General features: G+C 64.2%; 18 protein-coding genes. 7 read left to right on the top strand and 11 right to left on the bottom strand.

Going from position 1 to position 24,907, the window contains the following annotated elements; all coding sequences use genetic code 11:
- Positions 1-20 precede the first annotated feature (20 nt).
- Together CD932_RS00435 and CD932_RS00440 are read right to left on the bottom strand one after the other, a co-directional pair.
- Positions 21-374, bottom strand: coding sequence for a porin (locus tag CD932_RS00435; RefSeq protein WP_094440912.1), 354 nt, complete (start codon positions 372-374; stop codon positions 21-23).
- 106 nt (positions 375-480) lie between these two features.
- Complete coding sequence (locus tag CD932_RS00440; protein WP_094440913.1) at positions 481-1,317, bottom strand: EAL domain-containing protein; 837 nt, start codon at positions 1,315-1,317, stop codon at positions 481-483.
- A 202-nt stretch (positions 1,318-1,519) separates the two neighbouring features.
- Here CD932_RS00440 and CD932_RS00445 point away from each other — a divergent pair, with 202 nt between their 5' ends.
- The gene (locus CD932_RS00445) at positions 1,520-2,329 is read left to right on the top strand and encodes a class II glutamine amidotransferase (RefSeq protein ID WP_094440914.1); all 810 of its coding nucleotides are present in this window, start codon (positions 1,520-1,522) and stop codon (positions 2,327-2,329) included.
- Here CD932_RS00445 and CD932_RS00450 read toward each other — a convergent pair whose 3' ends face one another.
- Positions 2,330-2,872 carry a GNAT family N-acetyltransferase gene (locus tag CD932_RS00450; protein WP_094440915.1) on the bottom strand — a complete coding sequence of 181 codons (543 nt, stop codon included), beginning with the start codon at positions 2,870-2,872 and terminating at the stop codon, positions 2,330-2,332.
- A 247-nt stretch (positions 2,873-3,119) separates the two neighbouring features.
- Here CD932_RS00450 and CD932_RS00455 point away from each other — a divergent pair, with 247 nt between their 5' ends.
- From CD932_RS00455 to CD932_RS00470, 4 genes are all read left to right on the top strand, one after another.
- Complete coding sequence (locus tag CD932_RS00455; RefSeq protein WP_094440916.1) at positions 3,120-4,178, top strand: sulfate ABC transporter substrate-binding protein; 1,059 nt, start codon at positions 3,120-3,122, stop codon at positions 4,176-4,178.
- Positions 4,179-4,334: 156 nt separating this feature from the next.
- Positions 4,335-4,553 (top strand): molybdopterin-binding protein, encoded by a 219-nt coding sequence (locus CD932_RS00460; RefSeq protein WP_094440917.1) that lies wholly within the window; start codon positions 4,335-4,337, stop codon positions 4,551-4,553.
- Between the two features lie 149 nt (positions 4,554-4,702).
- Positions 4,703-5,917, top strand: a complete 1,215-nt coding sequence (locus CD932_RS00465; protein WP_094443364.1) for an AAA family ATPase — start codon at positions 4,703-4,705, stop codon at positions 5,915-5,917.
- Positions 5,914-6,654, top strand: coding sequence for a hypothetical protein (locus CD932_RS00470; protein ID WP_094440918.1), 741 nt, complete (start codon positions 5,914-5,916; stop codon positions 6,652-6,654). Before CD932_RS00465 ends, CD932_RS00470 begins: the two co-directional genes overlap by 4 nt.
- Here CD932_RS00470 and CD932_RS00475 read toward each other — a convergent pair.
- Both CD932_RS00475 and CD932_RS00480 read right to left on the bottom strand, forming a co-directional pair.
- Positions 6,651-7,400 (bottom strand): LytTR family DNA-binding domain-containing protein, encoded by a 750-nt coding sequence (locus CD932_RS00475; RefSeq protein WP_094440919.1) that lies wholly within the window; start codon positions 7,398-7,400, stop codon positions 6,651-6,653. The two genes, CD932_RS00470 and CD932_RS00475, sit on opposite strands and share 4 nt — an antisense overlap.
- Complete coding sequence (locus tag CD932_RS00480) at positions 7,397-8,662, bottom strand: sensor histidine kinase (protein WP_176460828.1); 1,266 nt, start codon at positions 8,660-8,662, stop codon at positions 7,397-7,399. The genes CD932_RS00475 and CD932_RS00480 overlap by 4 nt, the downstream gene beginning before the upstream one ends.
- 402 nt (positions 8,663-9,064) lie before the next feature.
- Here CD932_RS00480 and CD932_RS00485 point away from each other — a divergent pair, with 402 nt between their 5' ends.
- The gene (locus CD932_RS00485) at positions 9,065-9,943 is read left to right on the top strand and encodes a serine hydrolase (RefSeq protein WP_094440921.1); all 879 of its coding nucleotides are present in this window, start codon (positions 9,065-9,067) and stop codon (positions 9,941-9,943) included.
- On the opposite strand, the gene CD932_RS00490 is transcribed toward CD932_RS00485, so the two are convergent.
- Positions 9,944-10,867 (bottom strand): DMT family transporter, encoded by a 924-nt coding sequence (locus tag CD932_RS00490; protein WP_094440922.1) that lies wholly within the window; start codon positions 10,865-10,867, stop codon positions 9,944-9,946.
- A gap of 109 nt (positions 10,868-10,976) precedes the next feature.
- Between CD932_RS00490 and CD932_RS00495 the strand changes: the two genes are divergently transcribed.
- Positions 10,977-11,921, top strand: coding sequence for a LysR family transcriptional regulator (locus tag CD932_RS00495; RefSeq protein ID WP_094440923.1), 945 nt, complete (start codon positions 10,977-10,979; stop codon positions 11,919-11,921).
- Here CD932_RS00495 and recD read toward each other — a convergent pair.
- From recD to cobA, 5 genes are all read right to left on the bottom strand, one after another.
- The gene (gene recD / locus CD932_RS00500; protein ID WP_094440924.1) at positions 11,918-13,894 is read right to left on the bottom strand and encodes an exodeoxyribonuclease V subunit alpha; all 1,977 of its coding nucleotides are present in this window, start codon (positions 13,892-13,894) and stop codon (positions 11,918-11,920) included. The two genes, CD932_RS00495 and recD, sit on opposite strands and share 4 nt — an antisense overlap.
- Positions 13,887-17,543 carry an exodeoxyribonuclease V subunit beta gene (recB, locus tag CD932_RS00505; RefSeq protein WP_094440925.1) on the bottom strand — a complete coding sequence of 1,219 codons (3,657 nt, stop codon included), beginning with the start codon at positions 17,541-17,543 and terminating at the stop codon, positions 13,887-13,889. The genes recD and recB overlap by 8 nt, the downstream gene beginning before the upstream one ends.
- Positions 17,540-20,959, bottom strand: coding sequence for an exodeoxyribonuclease V subunit gamma (recC, locus tag CD932_RS00510; RefSeq protein WP_094440926.1), 3,420 nt, complete (start codon positions 20,957-20,959; stop codon positions 17,540-17,542). Before recC ends, recB begins: the two co-directional genes overlap by 4 nt.
- Before the next feature lie 48 nt (positions 20,960-21,007).
- Positions 21,008-24,013 carry a CHASE domain-containing protein gene (locus tag CD932_RS00515; protein WP_094440927.1) on the bottom strand — a complete coding sequence of 1,002 codons (3,006 nt, stop codon included), beginning with the start codon at positions 24,011-24,013 and terminating at the stop codon, positions 21,008-21,010.
- 108 nt (positions 24,014-24,121) lie between these two features.
- Positions 24,122-24,901 (bottom strand): uroporphyrinogen-III C-methyltransferase, encoded by a 780-nt coding sequence (gene cobA / locus CD932_RS00520; RefSeq protein WP_094440928.1) that lies wholly within the window; start codon positions 24,899-24,901, stop codon positions 24,122-24,124.
- Between the last annotated feature and the right edge of the window lie 6 nt (positions 24,902-24,907).

Genomic DNA, 24,907 nt, shown 5'->3' on the forward strand with positions numbered 1-24,907 from the left:
CCATCCTGATTCCATGGAAGTTAGACAGTATTTTTTGAGCGATTACTTAGCTGAATTAGAAAGCGTGGCGCACGCCGCCCCGCAACGTACAGGCTGACATATTTGATCACGGGACCGAAACGCTGCTGCGACAGCGACTCGAACATGAACTCGTACTGGTTGCCGGCGGTCAGCGTGCCCCAGTCGCCGGACAGACCGGCATAGGCCTGGCGTCCGAAAAAGTTGCCGACCTGGGCGCCGGTGTCGAGCTGGAACCGGCTTTCCAGCATGAAGATCGCCTTGTTGCCGATGCCGAGGTCTTCGCTGCCCCTGAAACGCAACAGATTGGGCGACTGAATGCCGGTGTCGACCAGCTTCGGCAGTGCCGCAGGCAATCAGCACGGCAAACGCGCATCACACAAAAAACGGATACCGGCACGCCCGTCTGGGCCGCAGACGAGGGCGGCGGCGCAGGCTGGGACAGTAACGCGTCTGTCTTGCTCAGGCGGCGACAGGCGCGGGCGATTCGGCCGCGTCGGCCACAGCCAGCAAGCTCAGGGGCTTGTCGAGCAGATAACCCTGGGCCACGATGGGCAGCCCGGTGGCGGCGGCGATACGCTGCAAGGCCTGCAGCGCGGCCGGCGTATCGAGGCGCTTGAAGACCACGCGGGTACTGGCCGCATGGCACGCGGTGACAAAGTCGGCGGCTGCCTCTTCATCGCCGAGATTGCCCGCGTCGAGCTTGAAGCTGTGCGGATGCAAGCGTTCCAGCAGGCCCGTCGCCTCCCTGACGCTGCTGGCATGGATCGCCAGGCGAAAGCCGTTGCGGCGGTAATTGTCGGCCACATAGTTGAGCAGCCAGCCCTGGTTGGCGGTGACCGTGGGCAGTTGCAGCACGATGCGCGCTATCGGCAGGCCCAGCGCGTCGAGGATGCGCTGGAAGGCGTGGCCGTGATTGCTGCTGACGGCACTGAGCAGACGGTCGTGCACGTTCAGGTACAGGTCCGACTGCCCGGCGCCGGGCTGGCGGAAAAAATTAATCGCGTGCAGCATGCGGCACAAGCGGTCGAGCTCCACCGATTCATCGTCGCTGGCCGCATGGTCGAGCAAGCGCCACAGCGACAAGCCTTGGTCGCTCTTCGACGCACTGCGCGCCAGGCCCTCGAAGGCCAGCACCTTGCCGCTGCCCAGTTCGCGCAGCGGCTGGAAGGCGCTGGTCATGGTGCAGTTGAAAAAGCGGCCCAGCGCCCTGCCCTCCTCGTCCAGCCAGATACTGGTGCCTGCCTGCGTCTGGTGCGACAAACGGGCCAGGTAATGATCAAGGACGGGAAACGGCATGCTGACTCCTTCATTGGGCCAAAGCGTGCAGAATAAGGCCGCGCGGCGCCAGCGCGAACGAATGCTTTCGCCATTTGATATGCGCTCAGCAAATAAGCACAGCTGTCGTGAAACGGCATATGCATATGCAGAAAAAATCCTTTTCGCTCGGACAAGCCGGGCTTACTGTGCTCCGGTACCGATATCGCAGAAAGGCCCCCCTATGTGCCAGTTACTCGCCATGAACAGCAGCAAGCCCGCCGCCCTGGGGTTTTCCTTCGCCGGCTTTGCGGAACGGGGCGGCCGCACGGGCGAACATCGCGACGGCTGGGGCATCGCCTTTCATTCCGGCGAGGGCTGCACCTTGCTGACCGATCACCTGGCGGCCATCGATTCGCCGCTGGCCAGGCAGGTGCACGAAAAGCCGGTGAAGGCGCGAAATATCGTCGCGCATATCCGCAAGGCCACGCATGGCCGCATCGCGCCGGAAAACACGCACCCGTTTGCGCGCGAGCTATGGGGCCGGACCTGGTCGTTCGCGCACAATGGCGAGCTGAAACCCTGGCATACACCGGCCGACGACCGTTATGTCAGCCGTGGCGACACCGACAGCGAACAGGCGTTCTGCCATCTGCTCGGCGCGCTGCGCGCCCGCTTTCCCGACGGCGAACCGGCGCGCGAGGCGCTGCGCGCGGCGATCACCGACATCGCGCACGAGATCGCGGCCCATGGCAGCTTCAATTTCATCTTGTCGGATGGCGAACTGCTGTACGCCCATTGCTCGACGCATTTGCACTACGTGGTACGCGAATACCCGTTTTCCGTGGCGCAGCTGATCGACTGCGAGCGCAGCATCGACTTTCGCCAGCACAATCACCTCGATGACCGCATCGCCGTCATCGCCACCCACCCGCTGACGGAAAACGAAGCGTGGACGGCCTTCGCGCCAGGTGAATTGAAGGTGTTTGCGGGCGGCGCGCCGCAGCCGGCAACAGCGCCGCAAGGCGCCGTGTATATCCAGATCAGTTGCTGATCAGGCCGAATTGCAGTTGCAGAAACGCTTGCGCCTGGCATCCCCTTTGGCCTCGCCCGTCACCAGGCAGGCCGGATCGAGCGCCTTCCAGCAAAAAACCGTTTGCACGCCATACGGCGAGCGCACCTGGCCCGCCTCGGTATAACCGTGCCTTGCAAAGAAAGCCTGGCCGCTGGCGGTACTGTGCAATTGCAGCGCCTTGATGCCCCATTGTCTGGCCTGCGTTTCGATCTGTTCCACCAGGGCAGCGCCGGCGCCGCGCCGCTGCGCTTCGGGCAGCAGGTAGCACAGGGCCAGCTTGCCGGCGCGCGTGAGCAGCGCCACGCCGACCACCGCGCCCGCCTCGACGGCGACCAGCGCGAAATTGTTGGGCGAGCCAAACCAGCACGCCACCATCTGCGGTGTTTTATTGCCCAGCCAGGCTTCCAGGATGGCCGGATCGTGCCGGTGGTCGAGGGCGCAGCATTCGACGATGGAACGCCGCAATACGGTGCACGCGTCGACAGCGTCGGCCGATGTTGCAATACGAATTTCAAGACTCATGGATACTCACAAATTATTACGGTTGCCGATACAGGCGGCATCAGCCCTGCAGCGCGCGATTCCGACTATACACCAAGCGACGCGATCCGTTTTTTTCGCACAGCGGCGCCAGCCGGCTTGCCGATGGCGAGCAGTGACAGTGAACTGCGTATTGCCGGACGAATCTAAGCATATTACAAAAAGTTCGTTTCCTTTTCGGCCAGAATTTTAGACTATGTCCATCTGCAACCACCACACGATAAGAAACATGCCCACACAAAACGCCGCCTTGCCGCTCATCGCATCGCCACTCACCTCGCTGACACGCCGCTGGTTGCTGGCCAGCGCCATGGCAGTCGGCGCCCTGGGAATGGGCTTGCCGATGGCCGCCGGCGCCGCCGAACCGGTGGTGTTGCTGAACGTGTCGTACGACGTGATGCGCGAATTGTTCAAGGACGTCAATCCGGCATTTATTGCCGAGTGGCAAAAAAAGACCGGCGAAACCATCACCATCAAGCAGTCGCACGGCGGCTCGAGCAAGCAGGCGCGCTCGGTGGCCGACGGCCTGGAAGCGTCGGTCGTGACCATGAACCAGGCCAATGACATCGACCTGCTGGCCGACCGCGGCCTGGTAGTGGCCGACTGGGCCAAAAAATTCCCCAACAACGCCGCGCCCTTCTATTCGACCATGGTGTACCTGGTGCGCAAGGGCAATCCGAAACAGATCAAGGACTGGGACGACCTGGCCAGGCCCGGCATCAAGGTCATCGTGCCGAACCCTAAAACCTCGGGCAACGGCCGCTACACCTACCTGGCGGCCTGGGGCTATGCCGTGAAAAAAGGCGGCACCGAAGCGCAGGCGCGCGACCTGGTGACGCGTCTGTTCAAGAACGTGCCGGTGCTCGACGGCGGCGGCCGCGGCGCCACCACCACCTTTACCCAGCGTGAAATCGGCGACGTGCTGGTGACGTTCGAAAACGAAGTGCAACTGGTGCGCAAGGAATTCGGCGACAACTTCGAGGTGGTCTACCCGAGCATATCGATCCTGGCCGAGTCGCCGGTGGCCGTGGTCGACAAGGTGGTTGACCGCCGCGGCATCCGCAAGGAAGCGACCGCCTACCTGCAATACCTGTACTCGGAACCCGGCCAGGAACTGGCCGCCAGGCACTTCCTGCGTCCGCGTTCGGCCACGGTGGCGAAGAAATACGCGGCCAGCTTCAAGCCGATCAGCCTGTTTACGGTCGATGACGTTTTCGGCGGCTGGAAGCAGGCGCAAAAGAAACACTTTGATGATGGCGGCGAGTTCGACAAGATTTACCAGAAATAAGCGCGGCCGCCTTATCTGAAAAAAATCGCCTGACAGCAATGCTCAGGCGATTTTTTGCATATGGGTATGCAAATCGATTCGTTTGCAAACTTCCCGCCACCCCTTACGCTGTCCTTGTCGCGCCAACCGGCGTCTCCACCAGCAAAAGGACAAACCATGGCTATCTCGGAAATCAATGTACGTAACCAGTTTCGCGGCAAGATCAAGGAAATCATCCTCGGCTCCGTCGTCTCGGAAGTCGACGTGGAAACCCCGCACGGCATCGTCACCTCGGTCATCACCACGCGCTCGATCAGGGACCTGGACCTGAAGGTGGGCAGCGAAGTGATCGCGCTGGTCAAGTCGACGGAAGTGTCGATTGCCAAGATCCAGTAAGTGTCACCACCCGCCCGGCCCCGTTCTGTGGGCCGGCACCATTATGTAGCTACAAGCGTCGCTATTCCCCAATGGGTGGCGATGTGGGATGATAGACAAAACTGAAATTCGTGACGGGTTTGTCGCATCATTCACAGGTAGATATAGAGATGATTAATTTTTTTGGCATTAGCAACTTCAAGTCACTTGTGGATTTCCAAGTTTCTCTACCTAAATTTACCGTCTTGATTGGCTTGAATGGCGCAGGAAAAACCACCATTTTACAAGCATTTGATTTTCTTTCTCAGGTAATGAGTGGACGACTAGATGAGTGGCTGATATCGCGCGGTTGGGACAAAGCGGACATAGCATCGAAATTTGCTCCGACAAGCAATATTGCTTTTGTTGCCACTAATCGCCAAGAAAATGATAATTTTAACAAATTATGGTACGGCTCATTTAATAGAAAAGAGTTGGCTTGCCTTTATGAAATGGCTACATGCTGGAATGATGAGCAAGGTGAAGAAGAATTGCTTTTATTAAAAGGGAGGCAGTATCGGATTAGCAATTCTGAAATGACACCCATAGCGTTCAGCTACCAAGGTTCCATTCTTTCTCAACTGCGGGACACAGAGCTTAGCTCGGAACTAAAAAGTATTCGCGATACGCTACGCAATATACGCTCATTAGAACTACTCTCACCACATTTAATGCGCCAGCGAACGCGTGACAGCGCGACCAGCATTGGCATTGGCGGTGAAAAGCTTTCTGCCTATCTGCATGCAATCAAAGGCGGCGACAAGCAGCATCTTCTTGAATTGCTGCGCACCTTTTATCCACGCGTAATCGACTTCAAATCGTCCCCTACAAAGGGCGGCTGGAAGCGCCTGTCGATCATCGAAGACTTCGACGGCAAGCATGTGGAGTCGGAGGTGCGCCATATCAACGACGGCCTGCTGCGCGTGCTGGCCATGCTGGCGCAAACGCTTGATGGCGATGCCATGCTGCTGTTCGATGAAGTGGAAAATGGCGTCAACCCGGAGATCGTGGAAAAACTGGTGAACTTGCTGGTCAATGCAAAACAGCAGATCCTTGTTACCACGCACAACCCGATGATACTGAACTATCTGGAAGATGACGTGGCGCGCGAGTCAGTGCTGTTTGTATACAAGACGCCAGAAGGGTTTACAAGGGTACGCCCCTTCTTCTCGCTGCCTGGAGTCGGGGAAAAGCTTGATCTGATGGGACCCGGTGAAGCCTTCGTTGACACCGATCTGGTAGCACTGACGGCCACCTGCGTCGAACTCGACAAGCAAGCCCAAGCTGCCGAAGACGTTGACGAGAAGGCGAAAAAAGCACCTGCACCGAGGAAAGCCACAGCATGATACTGATCCTGAGTGGCGAAGGCCCCAGCGACCTGGGCATGTGCACCAACGCCCAGGGCCGCTGCAGCGATCACAACTTCCAGTCGGGACCGATCACGGTGTTATTGGAGCAATTGATTGAACGCAGGCTGGGCTACGCACTGGCAGACGCCCCCGGCGCGATCCAATTCATCAGCAAACCACGCCTTGTTGAACTCGCTGTCAAGCGCAAGAATAATAAACGCAGCGTGATACTGCCTGGCAAAAAGCGTGGAGTGGAAACTGGCTATTTCCATGCCAATGCGCTCGATCTCGGTCAGGCAAGCCTGGAAATAGAAACAGAGCTCAACGACATCACAATTGCCGTTTTATTCCGCGACCACGACAAGATGCGCTCCGACCCGCCAGCCCTATGGCAACAAAAATGGCAATCCATGCTCGACGGCTTTCACCGCGCCCAGTTCCCCCGTGGCGTGCCGATGCTGCCCAATCCCAAGTCCGAAGCCTGGTTGCTGTGCGCGGCAAAGAAACAGCCATTCCAGCATTGCGCCAAATTGGAAGATGTGCCCGGCAATGACGACGCGCCTAATTCGGCCAAGGAAAAATTGGCACGTGCGCTCGGCGGCGAAAAAAGCGCGGTTGAGCTCGCCGAGTGGGTGCGTGGCATTGAGTTCGATGCGCAAGGCGCCTCCGCCATGCCCAGCTTCGCCGCCTTCCATGACCGTTTGCAACTCGTCCTGGGCGAGATGCTGCATTAATCGCGGAACAGATAGGTAAACGTCCGGCTCACCGGCAGCTTTTCCGTACTGCCCTTGAGCAGCACCTGCATGCGCTCGGCGTCGATGCGTTCGGCCGCTTCGATGGCTTTGACGTTGACCATGGTGCCGCGGTGGATTTGCCAGAACTGCTCGGGGTCCAGGCCGCCGAGCAAGTCTTTCAGCGGCGTACGCACCAGCGCTTCCGAGCCGGCCAGCACCACGCGCGTGTATTTGCTGTCGGCCTGGAAGAACAGCACCTCGTCGATATCGATCAGGCGGATCTGCTTGCCCACGCTGGCCTTGATCCACTTCAGCTTTTCGCGCGGCGGCGCCGGCAGCGCGGTGCGCAGCGATTGCAGCAGCTGGGCCATGTCGGCCGGTTGCGCCCCCAGTTTTTCACGCAGGCGCTGCACCGCGCGCTGCAGGCGCTCGGCCTGCACCGGTTTCAACAGGTAGTCGACGGCGCCGGCGTCAAACGCGTCGACCGCATACTGGTCGTAGGCTGTAACGAACACCACATGGGCGCGCTTGCCGATGCGCTCGGCCACTTCCAGGCCCGACAGGCCCGGCATGCGTATATCGAGAAACACCACCTCGGGCTCATGTTCCAGGAAACCATCCCAGGCGTCGTTGCCGTTTTCGGCCACCAGCACGATGCGCGCATCAAGCCAGGCCAGCGCCAGCATGGTTTGCAGGCGCTCGCGCATCAGCGGCTCGTCTTCGGCAATCAGGATGGTGGTGTTCATACGGCAGGCTCTTTCAGGCTGGTCTCAATGTTCATGGGGAGCAATATCTCGGCGATCACGCCGCCGTCTTCGCCGTCGCGCACGTCCAGGCTGGCGCACGGATCGGACAAGCGCAGCCGGCTGCGCACGTTTTCCAGGCCCAGGCCGCCTTCCTGCGCCTGCGCCGTGCCCTGTTCCGGCAAGCCCATGCCCGTATCGCGCACGCGCAGGCGCAGCATGCCGTCCACTTGCTGCGCCGACACGGCGATCTCGCCACCGCGCAAGGACGGTTCGATGCCGTGCTTGATGGCGTTCTCGGCCAGGGTCAGCACGATCATGCTGGGGATGGTCGCGTGCGCACATTCGGCGGGCAGCTCGAGCGCATAGCGCAGGCGGGAACCCATGCGCGCCTGCATCACGCGCAAATACGCTGCGACCATGTCGAACTCGCTTTGCAGCGGTACTTGCTCGCTGCGCATCTCGGCCAGGCTGGCGCGCAGGAACGCAATCAGGTCGGCCGTCAGCGCCGCCGCCCTGGCCGCGCCTGGCCCGCCCTGTTCGGCCAGCTGCTGCACCGCGCCCAGGGTATTGAACAGGAAATGCGGCTCGATCTGGGCGCGCAGCAAGCGCAGCTGCGATTCGCTGAGCGCGCGCGCCAGGCGGTCGCGCTCGGCGTTTTGCTGCAGCTGCAAGGTCAGCGCTTCGTACTGGCGGTTGCGCCACATGGCAACGATGGACATCGGCACCAGATAGACCAGGCCTGCCGTGCCGCTGGCATAAGCACCGATGCGTGCGCCGCGCGCCACGCACTCGCGCAGCGAACTTGCGGGGTCCAGCAGGAACAGCAGCAAACCGATCAGCAAGCCGGCCAGTAAAGGCAACAGCAACATCAGCACGATCATCAGCCTGATCTTCCTGCGCGCCAGCCTGCGGTAGCTGAACCACACACCCAGCACGCCGCAAGCCATGGCCAGCCCCAGGACATTACTCAACAGCAAAGCCTTGCCCCAGCCCAGCTTGTCGGGCGCCATCAGGTGCAGCAGCACACCCACCATGCAGAGCAGCAGCGTCAGCTTGGCGGCGGCAATATAAAAACCGATGCCGCGATATTTTTCCATGAAGTCATGAAACTGCTGACGCTCGATCGGTGTCAGCGTTGCCAGCTTGCGCGCGATACAGCCGCGCAAGCGACCCCGGACCTGGCCCGCCATTTCTGGCTGCTTGAGCACCAGCAAGGTTTCATCATCGACCGCGCGCTGCCAGTCCACGATTCTTTTCCACATCTGCGTCCTCCTCGCAACAATCATCGGGCATGAACACAGTCTATGGCGGCGCCCCTGGCCTGCCCAGCGGCAGGTGACGAAGCACGAAATGGCGTGCTTCAAATACGACGCATCCGATATCACAACACCTATCTTGCAGGAATAATACGAAGTTTCTGGATTGAAATCAATAAAGCACCAACAATTTTCACTCAGGCAATAGTCCGGGTTTTATTTTGCCTCGACGGCCATAAATGGCCTTGCACAGGCCGCATGCCATAGACATTGCCAGGTTTTTGATGGTATCGTCTAGCTTTGGCAAATATTGCTTCAGAGACATAGTCCCGCCCGGGGGCATGCTCGCCCTTTTGCCCGCAGCGCCCTCCCGTGGCGCCCCGAAACTGCTTTTCCATACAAAGTCCCATGCTCAAAAAAATCTTCGCCGCCGTGCTGATGACGCTATCGACAGCCGCCATCGCCGTGCCCTTCGGTTCCCAGTCCATCCTGGTGGTCGAGGACGGTACGGGTAAAGTCTTGCTTGAAAAAAATGCCAACGTGGTCGTGCCCATCGCTTCGCTGACCAAGCTGATGACGGCCATGGTCGTGCTCGACTCCAGGGCCAATATGCAGGAAGAGATCCTGATCGACCAGGTCGACGTCGACACCTTGAAACACAGCACCTCGCGCGTGCCCGTCGGCGCCACCTTGAGCCGCCATGATGTGCTGCAGCTGGCGCTGATGTCGTCCGACAACCGCGCCGCCGCTTCGCTGGCGCGCACCTATCCGGGCGGCCCGACCGCCTTCGCGGTGGCCGTCAACGCCAAGATCAAGGCGCTGGGCATGCGCCAGACCGTGATCGAAGAGCCGACCGGCCTGTCGCCGAACAACCAGTCGACGGCCGCCGACCTGGTCAAGATGGCTGTGGCCGCCTCGCGCTACCCGGAAATCAGCCGCATCACCACCGATTCGAAAGACGTGATCCAGATCAAGGGCCGCGACGTGGAATACCACAACACGAATCGGCTGGTAGGCGCCAAAGGCTGGGATATCGGCCTGTCGAAAACCGGCTTTACCAATGAAGCGGGGCGTTGCCTGATCATGCGCATCAAGTCGGCCGGCAAGTTCGCCACCATGATTTTGCTCAACGCGCGCGCCAACTCCGTGCGCGCCATGGACGCCGTCAATATCCGCCGCATGCTGGCCGCCGAAAACGGCATCGCCGAACCGAAAGTGGTGCGCGCCTCGGCCAGCCGGCATAAAAAAGCGCCGGCGAAACCGGGCAAGCGCCGCCGCGCCAAATAATTATTTGGCTTGCCGGTTGGTCATGATGACGCCGGCAATCGTCACCACTCCCCCCACCAGCATCGACGCCAGCACCGGCTCGCCCAGCAGGCCGGCGGCCAGCACGATGCCGAACACCGGCACCAGATTGTTGAACACGGCCGTGCGCGACGGGCCGATCGCTTTCACGCCCTCGTAATACCAGACAAAGCCGATCACGGTGCCAAATACGCCCAGATAGCCGATGGCGGCCCACACCTGCCAGCCGTAGCTGCGCCATGGCACGCTCGGGAATTCAAACGCGGCGCCCACCAGCAAAAACGCCAGGCCCCACATGGCGGCGTAGGTGGTGGCGGCCACCGGACTCAAGCCCTTGAGGGCCACGCGCCCGATCAGGGTGTAGGCGGCCCAGCTGGAAATACCGCAGAACATGAAGATCTCGCCGGCGCCTATGCCACCGCCATTGCCATGCAACAGGCCGGCCAGGTCACCGCGCGTGATGACGATGGCCGTGCCGCAAAACGCCAGCATGATGCCGAGCCACTTGAAGGCGCCCAGGCGTTCACGGAACAGCAGGGCCGAGGCCAGCGCCGTGACGATGGGATTGAGGGCCACGAACAGCGCCGTGCGGCCGGCCGGCATGCGCGACAGGGCGGCCAGAAAACACAGGTTGTACAAAAAGATGCCGGTCAGGCCCAGCGCGGCGGTCGTTGCCAGTTGCTTGCGGTCCAGGCGCGGCAGGCCGCCTTCGAATTTCCAGGCCAGCAGCACCAGCAGCAGGACGGCCACGCCGAAGCGGCCGCTGGCGGCCGTCATGGGCGGCATCTGCTGGGCCAGCACCCGGCCCGCGATAAAGGTGCCGCCCCAGAACAGGGCGACAAACATCAGTTTGATATAGACCAGTGGCGACTGGCTGGCGAGCGTGGGAATGGCGAGAGTGCGCATGAAAGATCCTGTCATGCCGCTTGTGCGGCGGGTAGTGTGCGTATATATTAATACTAATATCAGCTCATGAAATAATGAGCAATTACTCATAACCCACAGCGACCTGTCCATGACCTTCACGCAACTGGAAATTTTTACCCTGGTAGCCGAGCTGCGCGGCTTTTCCGCCGCCGCCATGCAGTTGGGCATCAGCCAGTCGGCCGTCTCGCATGCCTTGAAGGCGCTGGAAAAGGAAATGGGGGTGGACCTGATCGTGCGCCACCAGGCCTCGGCCGAGCTGACCGAGGTGGGCCGCCAGTTGCTGCTGCGCGCGCGCGAAATCCTTGGCCTGTCCGAAGCGATGCGCCAGGAAGCGGCCGACGTGCTGGGCCAGCGCCAGGGCTCGCTGCGCATCGGCTCCTTCGGCGCCACCTCCTCGTTGAATCTGCTGCCGGCAATCACCGCGCAGTTCAGGCAGCGCTATCCGGGCATCGAGCTGCGCATCGACGAGGGCGCCGACCATGAAGTGCTGCAATGGCTGCGCGAGCGCCGGGTCGACGTGGGCTTCCTGGTGCTGCCCGACGAGCGTTTCGACACCATGCCGCTGGTGGAAGACCAGATGATGGCGCTGCTGCCGCGCAGCCATGCGCTCGCTGGCAATACCAGCGTCACGCTGGCGCAGCTGTGCGCCGACCCCTTCATCATGTCCGAAGCCGGCTGCGCGGCGCTGATCGAACCGCTGTTCGCCAACGCCCGCCTGAAACCCGACGTGCCCTACCATATCAGCCAGATGATCACGATTTTCGACATGGTCAGCCGCGGCACCGGGGTCTCCATCGTCGCCGAAATGGCGCTGCCGCAGCATCTGGCCAGCCAGTATCCGGAGCTCGTCGCCCTGCCGCTGGACCCGCCCGTGATGCGCAAGGTGGGCCTGGCCGTGCGCGACCGGCGCCAGAACACGCCCGCCACCAATGCCTTTCTGGAGCTGGCCAGGCAAATGGCTCCCGCCTTGGCTCCCGCCTTGGCTCCCGCCTTGGCGCCCGCACTGGGGCCAAAGCCGATGGTGCCGATCTAAGAGATCAGCCCGCGCAAGCCGCTGGCGCGCTGCGTGCGGCGCAAGACCGCGTCGAACAGCACCGCCTGCGTCGGCGACACCAGCGTAAAAAAGTCGCGCGCGCGCGTGATGCCCGTGTAGACCAGTTCGCGCGCCAGCATGGCGCCGCCTTCCTGCGGCAGCACCAGCACCGTATGCCGAAATTCCGAGCCCTGCGACTTGTGCACCGTCATGGCAAACGCCGTTTCCACCTGGCGCAAGCGGGTGGCCAGCACGCTGCGCACCTTCTCGCCTTCGAGGAAATACACGCGCAGCGAAGCGGGGCGCGCCGGGTCCGGCAGGGTCAAGCCGATATCGCCATTGAACACGCCGGTGCCGTAGTCGTTACGGGTGACCATCACGGGCCGGCCCACATACCACTCGGCGCGGCGCAGCAGGCCTTCGCGCTCGAGGCGCAGCTCGATCGCCGTATTGAGCCCCGCCACGCCCCATTCGCCATCGCGCACGGCGCACAGGATGCGAAACGCTTCAAAGCTGTGCAGCACGGTGCGCACCCAGTCGTCGTGACTGTCGTGGCCTTCGCTGCCCGCCTTGACCAGTTCCAGGTAAGGCCGGTAGCCGCCCGGCGCCCCCGTGCGCCCAGCCAGCGCCAGGCGCAGCACCTCTTCAGGCTGGGCCGGCACGCGCCAGGCCACCTTGTTCTCGCCGTCGTTGGCAAAACACGCCTTGGCCAGGTCAGGCCGGCCATCGTTGACGGCCAGCGCCAGTTCTCCGATCGGGCCGCCGAAACGGTGGCTGTGGCGCAGCATCACGGTCTGCTGGGCCAGTGCGCCGGCGTTGCCTGCAAAGCCGGCGGGAATGGCCACGCCGCTGGCCGCCTGCGCATAGGCGATGGTGGCCGCATCATAGCCGCCCGCCTGCGCATCGTGGCACAGGTCGCCCAGCACGGCGCCCGCCTCCACCGACGCCAGCTGGTCCTTGTCGCCCAGCAGTATCAATATGGCGGTCGGCGGCAAGGCGTCCAGCACCGAGGCCATCATCTCCAGGTGCACCATCGACGCCTCGTCGACGATCAACACGTCCACGTCGAGCGCGTTGCCGGCATGGTGGGCAAACGCGCGCGTGCCGGGCCGCGCGCCCAGCAGGCTATGCAGGGTGCGCGCCGCGCCCATGCGCTGCGCCAGCGTCATCAGGGGCAGGCCATTGCCAACTGCTGCGCCCACTTTTTTTGCCAGCCCCGCCAGCGCCTGGTCGATCGACTGTTTCAGGCGCGCGGCCGCCTTGCCGGTCGGCGCGGCCAGCGCGATGCGCAGTTGCTCCGGCTGCGGCGAGACAGCAAACAGCAAGGTCAGCAAACTGGCTACCGTATAGGTCTTGCCGGTGCCCGGGCCGCCCGTGATAATGGCCACCTTGCCGCGCAGGGCGATGGCGCAGGCGACCTTTTGCCAGTCCGGCCCGCCGCCTTCGGGCGGCCGGTCGAACAGCAGGTCCAGCCACTGGCGTACTTGCGGCAATGGTGGCGCCACCGTATCAAAGGCGCGCGCGGCAATGGCCATGCCGACGGCCGTTTCGTCGCGCCAGTAGCGGCGCAAATACAGGCGCTCGCCGTCGAGCACCAGCGGTTGATGGGTGTCCGCCACGCCGGCCGACCACACTTGCGGCGCCCTGGCCAGCAGCGCGCACCACTCCTCCAGCGTATCGGGCAGCGGCCCGGACACGGCCAGCACGGCCTGCCATTGCTCGTCAGTCCAGCCCATCAGCTGCGACGGCGCATGCGCCAGCTCGGCCAGCATCACGCAGCTGTGGCCGCGCCCTTCGAGTTCCGACAGCACCACGCAGGCCACCACCAGCGCCGGCGCCTCCGCAGCTTGTACTTCGCCTTGCGCCAGGCTGGCAACAAAGCGCGCGAACGCCGCGCCCAGGCGGCGCACTAGTCCCGCATCGGCCACGCCATCGAAAAAGGCCAGCAAGGGTTCCACGGTGGGGTTATGCATGCGTGTTTTCCAGTAATTGATCTAGGCCGTCGAGCAACTCGAGTTGCGGCGCCAGCCAGTAGCAGCCGTGCGTGTCCGGGTTGGCGATGCCGCGCAAGAACAGGAAAATTGCGCCGCCCAGCTGGCGCGCCGGATCGTAGTGCTCGCCCAGCCGGCTTTTCAGCAAGCGGTGCAGCGCCAGCATATAGATGGCGCCCTGGATATCGTAGCGGTGCTGCGCCATGCCGGCCGCCAGCGCCTCGGTGTGATAGGCCGCGTCGTTGTTGCCGAGGGCATTCGATTTGTAGTCGAGCACCCAGTAGCGGCCTTCGCGTTCGATCACCAGGTCGGCAAAGCCCTTGAGCATGCCGTGCAGCTGGCGCCGTGGCAGCACCGGGCGCGGCGCGCCACCCAACAGCAAGCGCGTGCACAGCTGGTCCAGCTGCTCCGTGGCCAGGTGCTCGCTGGGGAACCAGAATTCCATCTCCGGCAAGGTGCTGTCGAGTGCCGCCAGCGGCGCGTCCAGCAAGGGCAGCGGCGTGATGGCGACCTCGCGCAGCCAGGCGATGGCGTCTTCCTGGCGGTGCCCCCAGCCGGCCTGGGCGCACCGCCTGGCCAGGCGTTCGTCAAAAGTCGATTGACGGACGCAATCGAAACCTTCGCCACCCATCCATTCAAGCTGATTGTGCAGGAAGGTCCCGGCAAGCGAGCCGCGCGGAAAACGGTGCCACGGTGCATCGGCCGTCTGCGGCGCCGTCAGGCTGGCGGCGGGCGCCACGCTGCTAGCGTCCTCCAGCAAGGTTTCTTCCAGCGCCCGCTGCGGCACATGGCTGACCACGGCGCCGATCTGGCGCGTAAGCGAGGTAAAACTGCCGACCGACCAGTCGCGCTCGAAGCGGCCGGTAAATTGCGGCGGCTCGCGCAACTGGGGACGGTGCTCGATACGGTTCAACAAGGTGGCGGGCCCGGGCTGCGCCAGGCCGGCAATGGCGATCGCGTCGCAGCCGCCACAGACTTCGTGCCAGCGCTGCTGCAATTGCCCGGCCGGCAGCTGGTCGCCGCCCGTCAGCAGGTAACCGAGCGCCGATTCATGCAGGGTATTGTCGCCCGCCTTGCGCGCCGCCAGCGCGGCCACGCCCAGCCACAAAAAATGGCGCGCGCGCGTCAGCGCCACGTACAGCAGGCGCAAGTCCTCCTCGATGCGCGCTTCCTCGACAAAAGCCATCGCCTGGTCCGACAGCGACAGGTCCAGGTGGCGTTCGCCCTCTTGGTCGGCATAGTCGACGAAGCTGCGGTTGCGCTTTTCCGCCTTGCGGGCGGTGACGGCGAACGGCAGGTAGACCAGCGGATATTCGAGGCCCTTCGACTTGTGCACGGTGATCACTTTGACCAGTTCGGCGTCGCTTTCGAGCCGCAATACGCGTTCGTCGCCGCTCTCGCCGCCGCCTTCGATCTGCTCGGCCAGCCAGCGTATCAGCGCCTGTTCGCCATCGAGCTGGCGGCTGGCCGACTGCAGCAGTTCGGCCAGGTGCAGCAGATTGGTCAGGCGCCGTTCGCCGCCCGTCTGGCGCAACAGCATGGCCGGCAGTTGCAACTCGTGGATAAAGCGGCGCAGCATGGCCAGCACGCCCTGGCGCTGCCAGATCAGGTGCAAGGCTTTTAACTGCTCGATGCGCCGTTCCCATTCCAGTTCGTCGCTCGACAGCCGCGCCAGTTCGCCCAGCGGCAGGTTGACGGTGCCGGTGGCAAAGGCGGCGCGCGCCAGGGCGCCATCGAGCGGATTGGCCAGCGCCGCCAGCCAGCGCAAGACGTCCTGCGCCTCTTCGCTGTCGATCACCGAGTCCTTGTCGGACAAATACACGCTGGCCACGCGCCGGCGCGCCAGCGCACGGCGCACCGCACCGGCCTCCTTGCGGTCGCGCACCAGCACGGCGATATCGGCCGGCTGCAGGCGCGCAAAGCCGTCTGGGCCGTCAAAACCGGCTTGCGGGTCATTGAGCATGGCGACGATATGCTCGGCGCAGTGATCGGCAAAGTAGCTGCGGTAGCTGTCGCCGCGCAGCGACTCGTCGCTGGCGCAGGCGGCCAGCAGGGCCGGCAGCGCGCCATCACTGTTGACGAGCCGTTCATTTCTGCCCCTGGCCTCGACCGCCTCGAAGGGCAGCGGATTATCGTCACCGTGGCGATAACGGAAGGCACCCTTGGGCACCTCGGGCCGCTCGGCGTGCAGGAACAATTGATTGACGGCCGCCACCAGCGGCGCCGTCGAGCGGTAGTTGGTGCCCAGCTGGTAGTGGCGCCCTTCGGTGGCACGCCGCGCCGCCAGGTAGCTTTGAATGTCGGCGCCGCGAAAGCCGTAGATCGACTGCTTCGGGTCGCCGATCAGGAACAGCCCGCAGGCCGGGTCGTTGTCGGCAATCCGGTACAGCAGGTTGAAGATCTGGTACTGGGCCGGGGCCGTATCCTGGAATTCGTCAACCATCGCCAGCGGATATTGTTCCACGATGCGCTGACGCAGCGCGGCACCATTTTCGCCGGCCAGCGCGTCGTGCAGGCGCTGCAGCATGTCGGCAAAGCCGAACTGGCGCGACTGGCGCTTGAGCTGGTCCATGCGCCGCGCGATCTTTGCAGCCGCGTGCAGGTGCAGGGTATGGGCCAGCGGCGTGATGGCCGCCAGGTCTTGCGCCAGCTGCGCCGTGTGCTCAAAACATCCGGGCACGCTGGCGGTAAAATTTTTGGCAAACGCGTCCTCGATGCCGGACGGTGTGAGGCGCTCCCAGGCCTTGGCGGTGACGGCCGGCAGCAACAGCAAGGGGTCCTGCGCCCAGCGCCTTAACCCATCGAACCATTTGGCCAGGTTGTCGGGCTTCATCTTGACGCCGTTGAAGCATTTGGGGTTGGCGGCGCGGTGGCCGTCAATCCACGCTGCCATCGCGTCGGCGCGCGCGACCCAGCCCTGTTTCAGGCCGGCAAGTTGCGCAGTGAGCGCCTGCTGTTCGCGATCGACCAGCGACGACAGCGATTCGTCGCTCGCCATCACCATCATGCCGGGCCGGCGCGCCAGTTCGCGCACGGCTTTTTTCAGCGCCGCCACATCGGGCCAGCAATCGAGCAGCACGGCCAGCGCCTGCTCGCGCAAGGGATAGACCTGCTGGCGCCAGTAATCGTGGGCCGCATCCTCGAACAGGGCCTGCTCGTCGCTGACCAGTTCCTCGTCGAACAGGCTGCCGCTGTCGAAGGCGTGTTCGCGCAGCATGCGCTGGCACCAGGCGTCGATGGTGAAAATCGCCGCCTCGTCCATGGTTTCGGCGGCCAGCATCAGCCGGTGCGCCGCCTTTTGCCGCGCGCTCTCGTCCGGGCAGGTGTCGAGCAGCGCATCGAGAAACGGGTCGCTGCCATTGGATTCATTGCGAAAATACGCTGCGGCCTCGATCAGGCGCTCGCGCACCCGGTTCGACAGTTCGCGCGTGGCGGCGCGGGTAAACGTCATCACCAGAATATCGGCCGGCAGCAGCGGGCGCGCAAAAGCCGTGCCGTCTTCGCCGTGGCCCAATACCAGCCGCACATACAGCGCGGCGATGGTCCAGGTCTTGCCGGTGCCGGCGGACGCTTCGATCAGGCGCGAGCCGTGCAGCGGAAACGCCAGCGGATTCAATACATGGCTGCTCATGGTGCTTCTCCTTCTTCAGCCAGGCCCGTGATCGGGTCCACGGTGACCTGCTGGCGCAGCCAGTCGGCCAGCGGACCATACAATTCGCGCGTGCAGTCCTGCCACGCGTCTTCAAGCGCCAGGGCCGAGAATTCGGGCCACAGCCGGGCCAGGCACAATTCCTCGCGCTCGCCGCCCATCTCGAAGCGGCCGTCATACACGGCGCGCGGATCGCCGCCCTGCACCAGCGCCAGGCCCGTCTTGCAGGCCGTCGGCAGCGGGTGGTTCATGCCTTCGCGCCACAGTGCCAGCAAGCTCGCCAGCGTTTCGCGCGAGGCGGCCGGGTCGAGCGGCGCCATGCTGACGATGGCGTCGCGCGCCACCAGGAAACCGGTAACGGGAAAGCCGATGGCCGCCGAGGCCAGTTGGCGCAGCCACATCAGTATCAATTTGTCGCCGCGTGCCTGCCCCTCTTTGTCGGTGACCCTGGAGGACATTTGTTCCAGCCAGATCGTCTCGACCCCATTGCCATGGAGTTTATCGAGCCAGTCTTCCATCGCAAGCTCGCCAAACGGCAGCGAAATCGCTCTTTTTTCCGCAGCCAGCGGATAGGCGGCGCAGAGCGTCAGCCAGGCGCTGCGTACCGGCACCAGTGCCTGCACCAATTGCTCTACTACCTGTTTGCCAATCAATCCAATCGGCAATACGCCTTGCCGTACCAGCTCATCGGCGCGCTCGCGCAACTTGCCGTGTACCTCGCCGAGCGCTTCCAGATCTTTTGCGCCCTTGAGCATGGCGTCTTCCAGCACGTAGCGCTCGAGCGCATTCAGGCCAAACGGCTCTTCATCCTCGCCCAGCATGGCGGCATCGGCAAAGTGCACGGAAAGGCGGCGGCGGAAGAAATACTTGACGGGCTGGCGCACGAAACTGGCCAGCTCGCCCAGGCTCAAACGGGTGTCGGGGTTGAGCTCATAGGGCCCCAGCGCCAGCAACTGCGGCGCCTGGCCTGCATCGGCATGGGCGATGCGCCATTCGCCGGCATAGGTCAACAGACCGCCGTCTTCGAAATAGCGGCGGCTGAACGGCTGCAGCGCATGCTCGGTGGTGAGCGTGCTCAAATGACGGTCCAGCGACCAGCCGGCGGCCAGGTAGTCGCGCAGCTGCGACACCAGCACGGACGGCGGCTGTTCGGAATTGTCGCGCACATTGCGCCCGACCCAGCTCACGTACAGTTTGTCGCGCGCCGCCAGCAGCGCTTCGAGCATCAGGTAGCGATCGTCGTCGCGGCGCGAGCGGTCACCGGGGCGCGCCATGCCGGGCAGCGCCAGCAGATCGAAATCGGCCTTCGGCGCTCGGCGCGGAAAGTCGCCATCGTTCATGCCCAGCAGGCACACCACGCGAAACGGCACGGCACGCATCGGCATCAGGGTGCAGAAGGTCACGCCGCCCGAGACGAACTGGTGGTTCAGGGTCGGCTCGTCGAGCGCGCCCAGCCAGGCCACGCGCAGCACGTCCAGCGGCACGGCGTCGGCAAAGCCGGCATGCTCGCAGGTTTCCAGCCAGCCCTGCAGCGCGCCTTCCAGCTGCGCCAGGCTCAATCGGTCGCCCTCGTCGCTGGCATCGAAAAAACCCGCCAGCAGCGCCCTGGCCTGCACGCCCCAGTCGCCCGGGGTGCGCGCCTGCGCCAGCACGGCGCGCCAGTGCAGCAGCGCTTCGACCAGCTGCGCCAGCGAACCGGCCAGCGCGGCGTCGAGGCCGCCCACTTCCGCATACGGCTCGATGCCGTCGAAACTGGCGTCACCGGCGCCGCTGGCGTAGCCGAGCAGCATGCGCCGCACGCCGAAGATCCACGCGTTCTGCTCGCCGGCCGCGCCCAGGCCCAGGCCGGCGCGGTGTTCGCGATCCAGGCCCCAGCGTATGCCCGATCCTTCGATCCACGCGCCCAGTGTATCGAGATCCATCGCCTGCAGGCCGAAGCGCGCGGCCAGCGCCGGCACGTCGAGCAAGTCGCGCACCTCGCTCTGGCGGCAGCGCTGCAGCGGCAGTCGCAGCAGCCATTCGAGCGCGACCAGCAGCGGGTTGACGCTGCGGTCCTTCACGTCGCCGATCTCGAACGGAATAAAGCGCGGATCAAGCCGGCGGTGCTGCCCGAAGACGGCGTGGATCGCCGCCGTGAACACGTCGATATCGGGCACCATCACCACCACGTCGCGCGGGCGCAGGCCGCTCCCTGCGCTGTCGGCAAACATGGCCAGCAGCTGGTCGTGCAGCACCTCGACTTCGCGCTGCACGCTGTGCGCGACATGAAATTCGATCGAGCGGTCGCCGGCCTCGGGCGGCACCTGTTCATGTTCGGCCAGGGGGCGCAGTTCACGGATCGCCACCTGCACCTGCTGCAACAGGGTCACGCCCGGCCCGTCGCCGAACAGGTCGATGCGCAGGCTGTCGTCGCGCCCTTCGGCGTGCGTCTGTTCGTCGAATTCGTCGAGCATGCGGATAAAGTCGCGCCCTTGCCGGCCCCAGCTGGCCAGCAAGGGATGGCTGTGCGCATGCAGTGCTTCCAGCGGCAGCTCGCCCAGGTCGTGGCCGTTGCGCTGCCGCTGGCGCTTGTAGCTGGCGCGCAGCAGGTCGCGCCCTTCGATGATGTCGCCCCAGTAGTACTGGCAAGGATTGGGCACGGCCAGCACCACCTGGGTATGGCGCGCCAGCGCCGCCAGCGCCTGCAAGGTCTGGTAGGGCAAGGCCGAGACGCCAAACAGCACCACGCGGCGCGGCAGCCTGCCCACCGGCTCCTCGCCGGCGGCGACCGCCGCCAGGAAAGCCTCATGGATATCGGCGCGGCCCGTCTCGCGCCGCGAGGCGTCGACATCGGCATGCACGGCGCGCCACAGCTGCGGCTGCCACAACTGTTCGTCCTTGAGGTTGATGTCCTCGCCACGCGCCGTTTTCAGCACATTGCGCCCGGCCGCCCAGTCGGCCAGCCAGTCGGCACGGTAGACCTGGTACTGGTCGAACAGGTCGGCCAGTCGTTCGGCCAGCTGCAGCCGCCGTTCGCAATCGCCATCGGCGAGAAAATAGCGCAGCGGTGCAAAAACCGGATCGGCCAGCAGCGACGGCAGCAGCCGCATCAGGCGCCAGGTCAGCGGCGATTTATCGAACGGCGATATCGTCGGCACGCGCTCGGCACCCAGCATCCCCCGGTAGCTCTGCCACAACTGGCGCGCCGGCAGGGCGATGCGGGTGGCGGCGCAGACGCCCATTTCCTCGGCCAGCGCGATCTTGAGCCACTCGGCCACGCCGTTCGACTGCACCAGGAAAATATCGGTTTCCAGGGGCGCCAGCGGATGCTTGCGCAGCCACTGGAAAACGGCGCTGCGCAGGTGCTCGAGCTCGTTGCCATGCAAAATCAACAGGCCGGGCGTGATGGGAGTGTGCATGCGGTGACGTTCAGGGTGGGCAGGCGCCTATTATCGCCGCTGCCCGCGTCAGGTGGCGTCGCTGTTGGCAAAATCGCGCGAAATTTTTTCGGCCACCCTGGCCAGCGCCGGCCCCATTTGCGCCATCAGCGCGCGCGCCTGCGCCAGGTCGCCGCCACGGCGCAGGCCTTCGAGCGCCAGGCACAGCGCCGCAAACGCATTGGCGCCAACGGCCAGCGCCGACGACTTGGTGCGGTGGCCCAGGTCGGCCAGGCGGTTGATGTCTTCCAGCGCCAGCGCCTGTTCCATTTCGGCCAGGCCGTCGCGCGCCGTATCGAGAAACAGCTGGGCGTATTTGCGCATCTTGACGGGATCGTTGCTGAAGGTCAGCGACAAGGCCGCCACGTCGAGCACCTCCACCTCGCGCGCGCCGGCGGCGGTCACCACGGAGGCGGGCGCCGGCGCCACGTTGCCGATGCCGCCACGCCGGCGCAGCCATTTGGCCAGTAACTGGAACAGCAGCATGGGCGCGATCGGCTTGGTCAGGAATTCATCCATGCCCGCCTCCAGGCAGCGCACCCTGTCTTCGCTGCCCGCATTGGCCGTCATGGCGATCACCAGCAGGCCTGCCAGCAGCGGGTCGGCGCGGATGCGGCGCGTCGCTTCGAAGCCGTCCATCTCGGGCATCTGCACGTCCATCAGCACGCAGTCGTAGCTTTGCTGGGCCAGCAGTTCCAGCGCTTCGCGGCCATTGTTGGCCACGCGCACGATGGCGCCCGCGTCTTCCAGCAGTTCGCAGCCCACCTGCTGGCTGAAGACATTGTCTTCCACCAGCAGGATGGAGGCGCCGCGTATCACGTCGAGCAGCGGCGGCTCGTTGTCGCTGGCACTGTCTTCGGGCACGCCCGTGTATTTGTCCAGGCGGGCGGTAAACCAGAAGGTGCTGCCCAGTCCGGGCTGGCTGTGCACGCCCACCTTGCCGCCCATCAGCTCGGCCAACTGCTTGCTGATCACCAGCCCCAGGCCGCTGCCGCCATATTTGCGCGTGGTCGAGGTGTCGGCCTGGTGAAAGGAGCGGAACAGCAGCGCCACTTCCTGCTGGCTCATGCCGATGCCGCTGTCCTGCACGTCAAAGCGCAGCAGGGCATGGCGCGCGCCCTCCTCGACGGGACGCACGCGCACGAACACATTGCCATGGTCGGAAAACTTGATGGCGTTGCTGGTCAGGTTCAGCAGCACCTGTTCGAGCCGCAGGGCGTCGCCGCACCAGCGCTGCGTCAGGTCGCGCGCAATATCGAAATGCAGGCGCAGGCTTTTCGCGCTGGCCGCCTCGCCCAGCTGGCTCGAGATATTGGCCAGCAAGGTGTCGAGCCGGAACTGCCTGACCTCCAGCTCCAGCTTGCCGGCCTCGATCTTGGAAAAATCGAGAATGTCGTTGATCAGGCCCAGCAGGTGCTGGCCCGAATGGTAGATTTTCTGCAAGTAGTCGCGCTGGCGCGCGTCCATCACCGATTTCAACGCCAGATGGGCCATGCCGATAATGCTGTTCATCGGCGTGCGGATCTCATGGCTCATGTTCGACAAAAAGTCGCTCTTGGCCTGGCTGGCCGCATCGGCCCGTTCCTTGAGCCGGTGCAGTTCGGTCACGTCGGTGGACAGGCCGATCAGGCCGGTCACGGCGCCGGGCAGGCCCATCGGCACTTTCACGCTCCAGAAATGATGTACCTTGCCGTGCATGTCCACGAAACGTTCTTCGCCCACGTACTTGACGCCGGTGGCGCAGATCTGCTGTTCGCGGCCATGGAAGACGGCGGCCAGATCCTCGCCGATCAGTTCGCCCGCCTGCCGGCCCAGGATCTGCTCGACGGGCCGCTCGAGGATCTCCAGCATGCGCGCGTTCACATAGCGAAAGCGCAATTGTTCATCCTTCATGTAGACATAGGCGTCGACGCTGTCGAGCACCGTGTCGAGCAGCATGCGCTGGCCGATGGCGCTGCGGCGCGAGCGGTACAGCATCAGGATATAGCCGTAGGCCAGCAGCGTGCCGGCCATGCCGACAAGCAGCGCCAGCGTCGGCAGGTAGCGGTCGAAATTGCTGTAGAGCTCGCTCTTGCGCACACGGAAATGGGCTTTCCAGACGCCGCCGTGGTATTCGATCGGCAGCAGTTCGTCGAAATAGGCGCTGTCCTGGCCCGGCATGAAAGCGGCGGCCGTCAGGTCGCCATGATCGTTGAACAGCAGCCGGTCTTCCGGCGCCAGCCGCAGTCTGGCGCCGGGCGCCACCGGCGCGGCCGCGCTGTACAAGGTCAGGTGCAGCGGCTGCAAGGTATTGCCTTCGAGCGCACTGCGCACCAGTTGCGCCACGCCAAAACCGATGCCGACCGAACCCTTGTAGGCGGCGCGGCGCTCGGCGACCGTGGCGCGCGGCATGCCGTTGCGGTAGACGGGCAGGCGCATGCCCAGGCCGATGAAGGCCGGCGGCCCCTTGATCATGATGATCTGGCCCGAGGCGCTGATCTCGCCGCTGTCGCGCGCCTGCTCCAGCGCTTGCGCGATGGCCGGGTTGGCACCGATATCGACGCCCTGGCGCTCGGCCACCAGCGAAGCCGGTTCCAGGAAGGTCAGCACGGTGTAGTGCGCGCGCTGGCCTGGCGGACGGATATCGAAGGCGGGATAGCCGCCCGGCACCAGGCTGTCGTCGGCGCGCACGGCGTCGACAAAGGCGTCGCGCTGGCTCGCTGGCACGGCGACGGCATAGTTCAGCGATTCGACGGCCGGGAACTGGCGCGCGATATCGAGACCGGACACATAATCGTGGAATTGCTTGCGCGACAAGTTTTCATTGGTGCGTAACAGCGACTCCATGCCGCGCAGCAGGTCGGAATAGCTTTTCACCCTTGCCACCAGGCTCTGCTGGGCACCATAGGCGAGATTGTCGAAGCGCTGGCGCGCATCGTCGTTGATGGTGCGCAGCGCGCCGGCATACAGCGCGCCGCCGATTGCCAGCGCCAACAGCGCGCCGCCAAGCCATATCTTTACTTGTAATACCGTCCAGCTCTTGCTCAGAGTGTGCATTGTCGATCGCTTCTTCCGGTTCCTCAACCTGCGGGCGCCAGCCCCCCGCTTGTCGTGAGGATACTATCAAAGCCTGCAAACAATACACATGCAGCAAAAAATTTCCCGTCAGCCCGCCGCAGCCAGTGCGTTGGCGCCATGCGCATCCCAGGCATCGGCGCAGCGCACCACTTCGCCCACCACGATAATGCTGGGGCTGCCCAGGCCGCTCGCTTGCAGGGCTAGCGGCAAATCCTGCAAGGTACTCAGCAACTGGCGCTGCGCGTCCAGGCTGGCCGATTGCACCACCGCCACCGGCGTGCCGGGCGCCATGCCACCCGCCAGCAGGCCCGCCTGGATAGCCGCCACGCGCGCCACGCCCATGTAGATCACCAGGGTCAGCCTGCTTTGCGCCAGCGCCGCCCAGTTCGGCTCGCACGCCGCATCCTTGCCGTGGCCGGTGACAAAAATCGCGCCCTGGCTCCAGCTGCGGTGGGTCAGCGGCACGCCGACGGCAGTCGGCGCGGCCAGGCCGCTGCTGATGCCGGGCACCACCTCGACCCGCACGCCATGGCTGCGCAGGTAGGCGCGCTCTTCGCCGCCGCGCCCGAACAGATAGGGGTCGCCTCCTTTCAGGCGCACCACGTGCAGGCCGGCACGCGCTTCGGCCAGCATCAGCCGTTCGATGAATGCCTGCGGGGTCGAGGCGCAGCCGCCGCGCTTGCCCACTTCCACCACCCGCACGCCGGGCGACGCATGGGCCAGGATGGCCGGGTTGACCAGGTCGTCGATCAGCACCACGTCGGCGGCGGCGATGGCCTTGACGGCTTTCAAGGTGAGCAGGTCCGGGTCGCCGGGACCGGCGCCTACCAGGGTAACGTAGCCTTGTGCCATGAGTGCTTGTGCCATGAGTGC

The sequence above is a fragment of the Janthinobacterium sp. PC23-8 genome, assembly GCF_002250505.1.
Classification (GTDB): domain Bacteria; phylum Pseudomonadota; class Gammaproteobacteria; order Burkholderiales; family Burkholderiaceae_D; genus Janthinobacterium.

Bases quoted from the DNA above. Each gene is read 5' to 3' on its own strand.
- CD932_RS00440 (WP_094440913.1), bottom strand. From the start codon at position 1,317: ATGCCGTTTCCCGTCCTTGATCATTACCTGGCCCGTTTGTCGCACCAG.
- CD932_RS00445 (WP_094440914.1), top strand. From the start codon at position 1,520: ATGTGCCAGTTACTCGCCATGAACAGCAGCAAGCCCGCCGCCCTGGGG.
- CD932_RS00450 (WP_094440915.1), bottom strand. From the start codon at position 2,872: ATGAGTCTTGAAATTCGTATTGCAACATCGGCCGACGCTGTCGACGCG.
- CD932_RS00455 (WP_094440916.1), top strand. From the start codon at position 3,120: ATGCCCACACAAAACGCCGCCTTGCCGCTCATCGCATCGCCACTCACC.
- CD932_RS00460 (WP_094440917.1), top strand. From the start codon at position 4,335: ATGGCTATCTCGGAAATCAATGTACGTAACCAGTTTCGCGGCAAGATC.
- CD932_RS00465 (WP_094443364.1), top strand. From the start codon at position 4,703: ATGATTAATTTTTTTGGCATTAGCAACTTCAAGTCACTTGTGGATTTC.
- CD932_RS00470 (WP_094440918.1), top strand. From the start codon at position 5,914: ATGATACTGATCCTGAGTGGCGAAGGCCCCAGCGACCTGGGCATGTGC.
- CD932_RS00475 (WP_094440919.1), bottom strand. From the start codon at position 7,400: ATGAACACCACCATCCTGATTGCCGAAGACGAGCCGCTGATGCGCGAG.
- CD932_RS00480 (WP_176460828.1), bottom strand. From the start codon at position 8,662: ATGTGGAAAAGAATCGTGGACTGGCAGCGCGCGGTCGATGATGAAACC.
- CD932_RS00485 (WP_094440921.1), top strand. From the start codon at position 9,065: ATGCTCAAAAAAATCTTCGCCGCCGTGCTGATGACGCTATCGACAGCC.
- CD932_RS00490 (WP_094440922.1), bottom strand. From the start codon at position 10,867: ATGCGCACTCTCGCCATTCCCACGCTCGCCAGCCAGTCGCCACTGGTC.
- CD932_RS00495 (WP_094440923.1), top strand. From the start codon at position 10,977: ATGACCTTCACGCAACTGGAAATTTTTACCCTGGTAGCCGAGCTGCGC.
- recD (WP_094440924.1), bottom strand. From the start codon at position 13,894: ATGCATAACCCCACCGTGGAACCCTTGCTGGCCTTTTTCGATGGCGTG.
- recB (WP_094440925.1), bottom strand. From the start codon at position 17,543: ATGAGCAGCCATGTATTGAATCCGCTGGCGTTTCCGCTGCACGGCTCG.
- recC (WP_094440926.1), bottom strand. From the start codon at position 20,959: ATGCACACTCCCATCACGCCCGGCCTGTTGATTTTGCATGGCAACGAG.
- CD932_RS00515 (WP_094440927.1), bottom strand. From the start codon at position 24,013: ATGCACACTCTGAGCAAGAGCTGGACGGTATTACAAGTAAAGATATGG.
- cobA (WP_094440928.1), bottom strand. From the start codon at position 24,901: ATGGCACAAGCACTCATGGCACAAGGCTACGTTACCCTGGTAGGCGCC.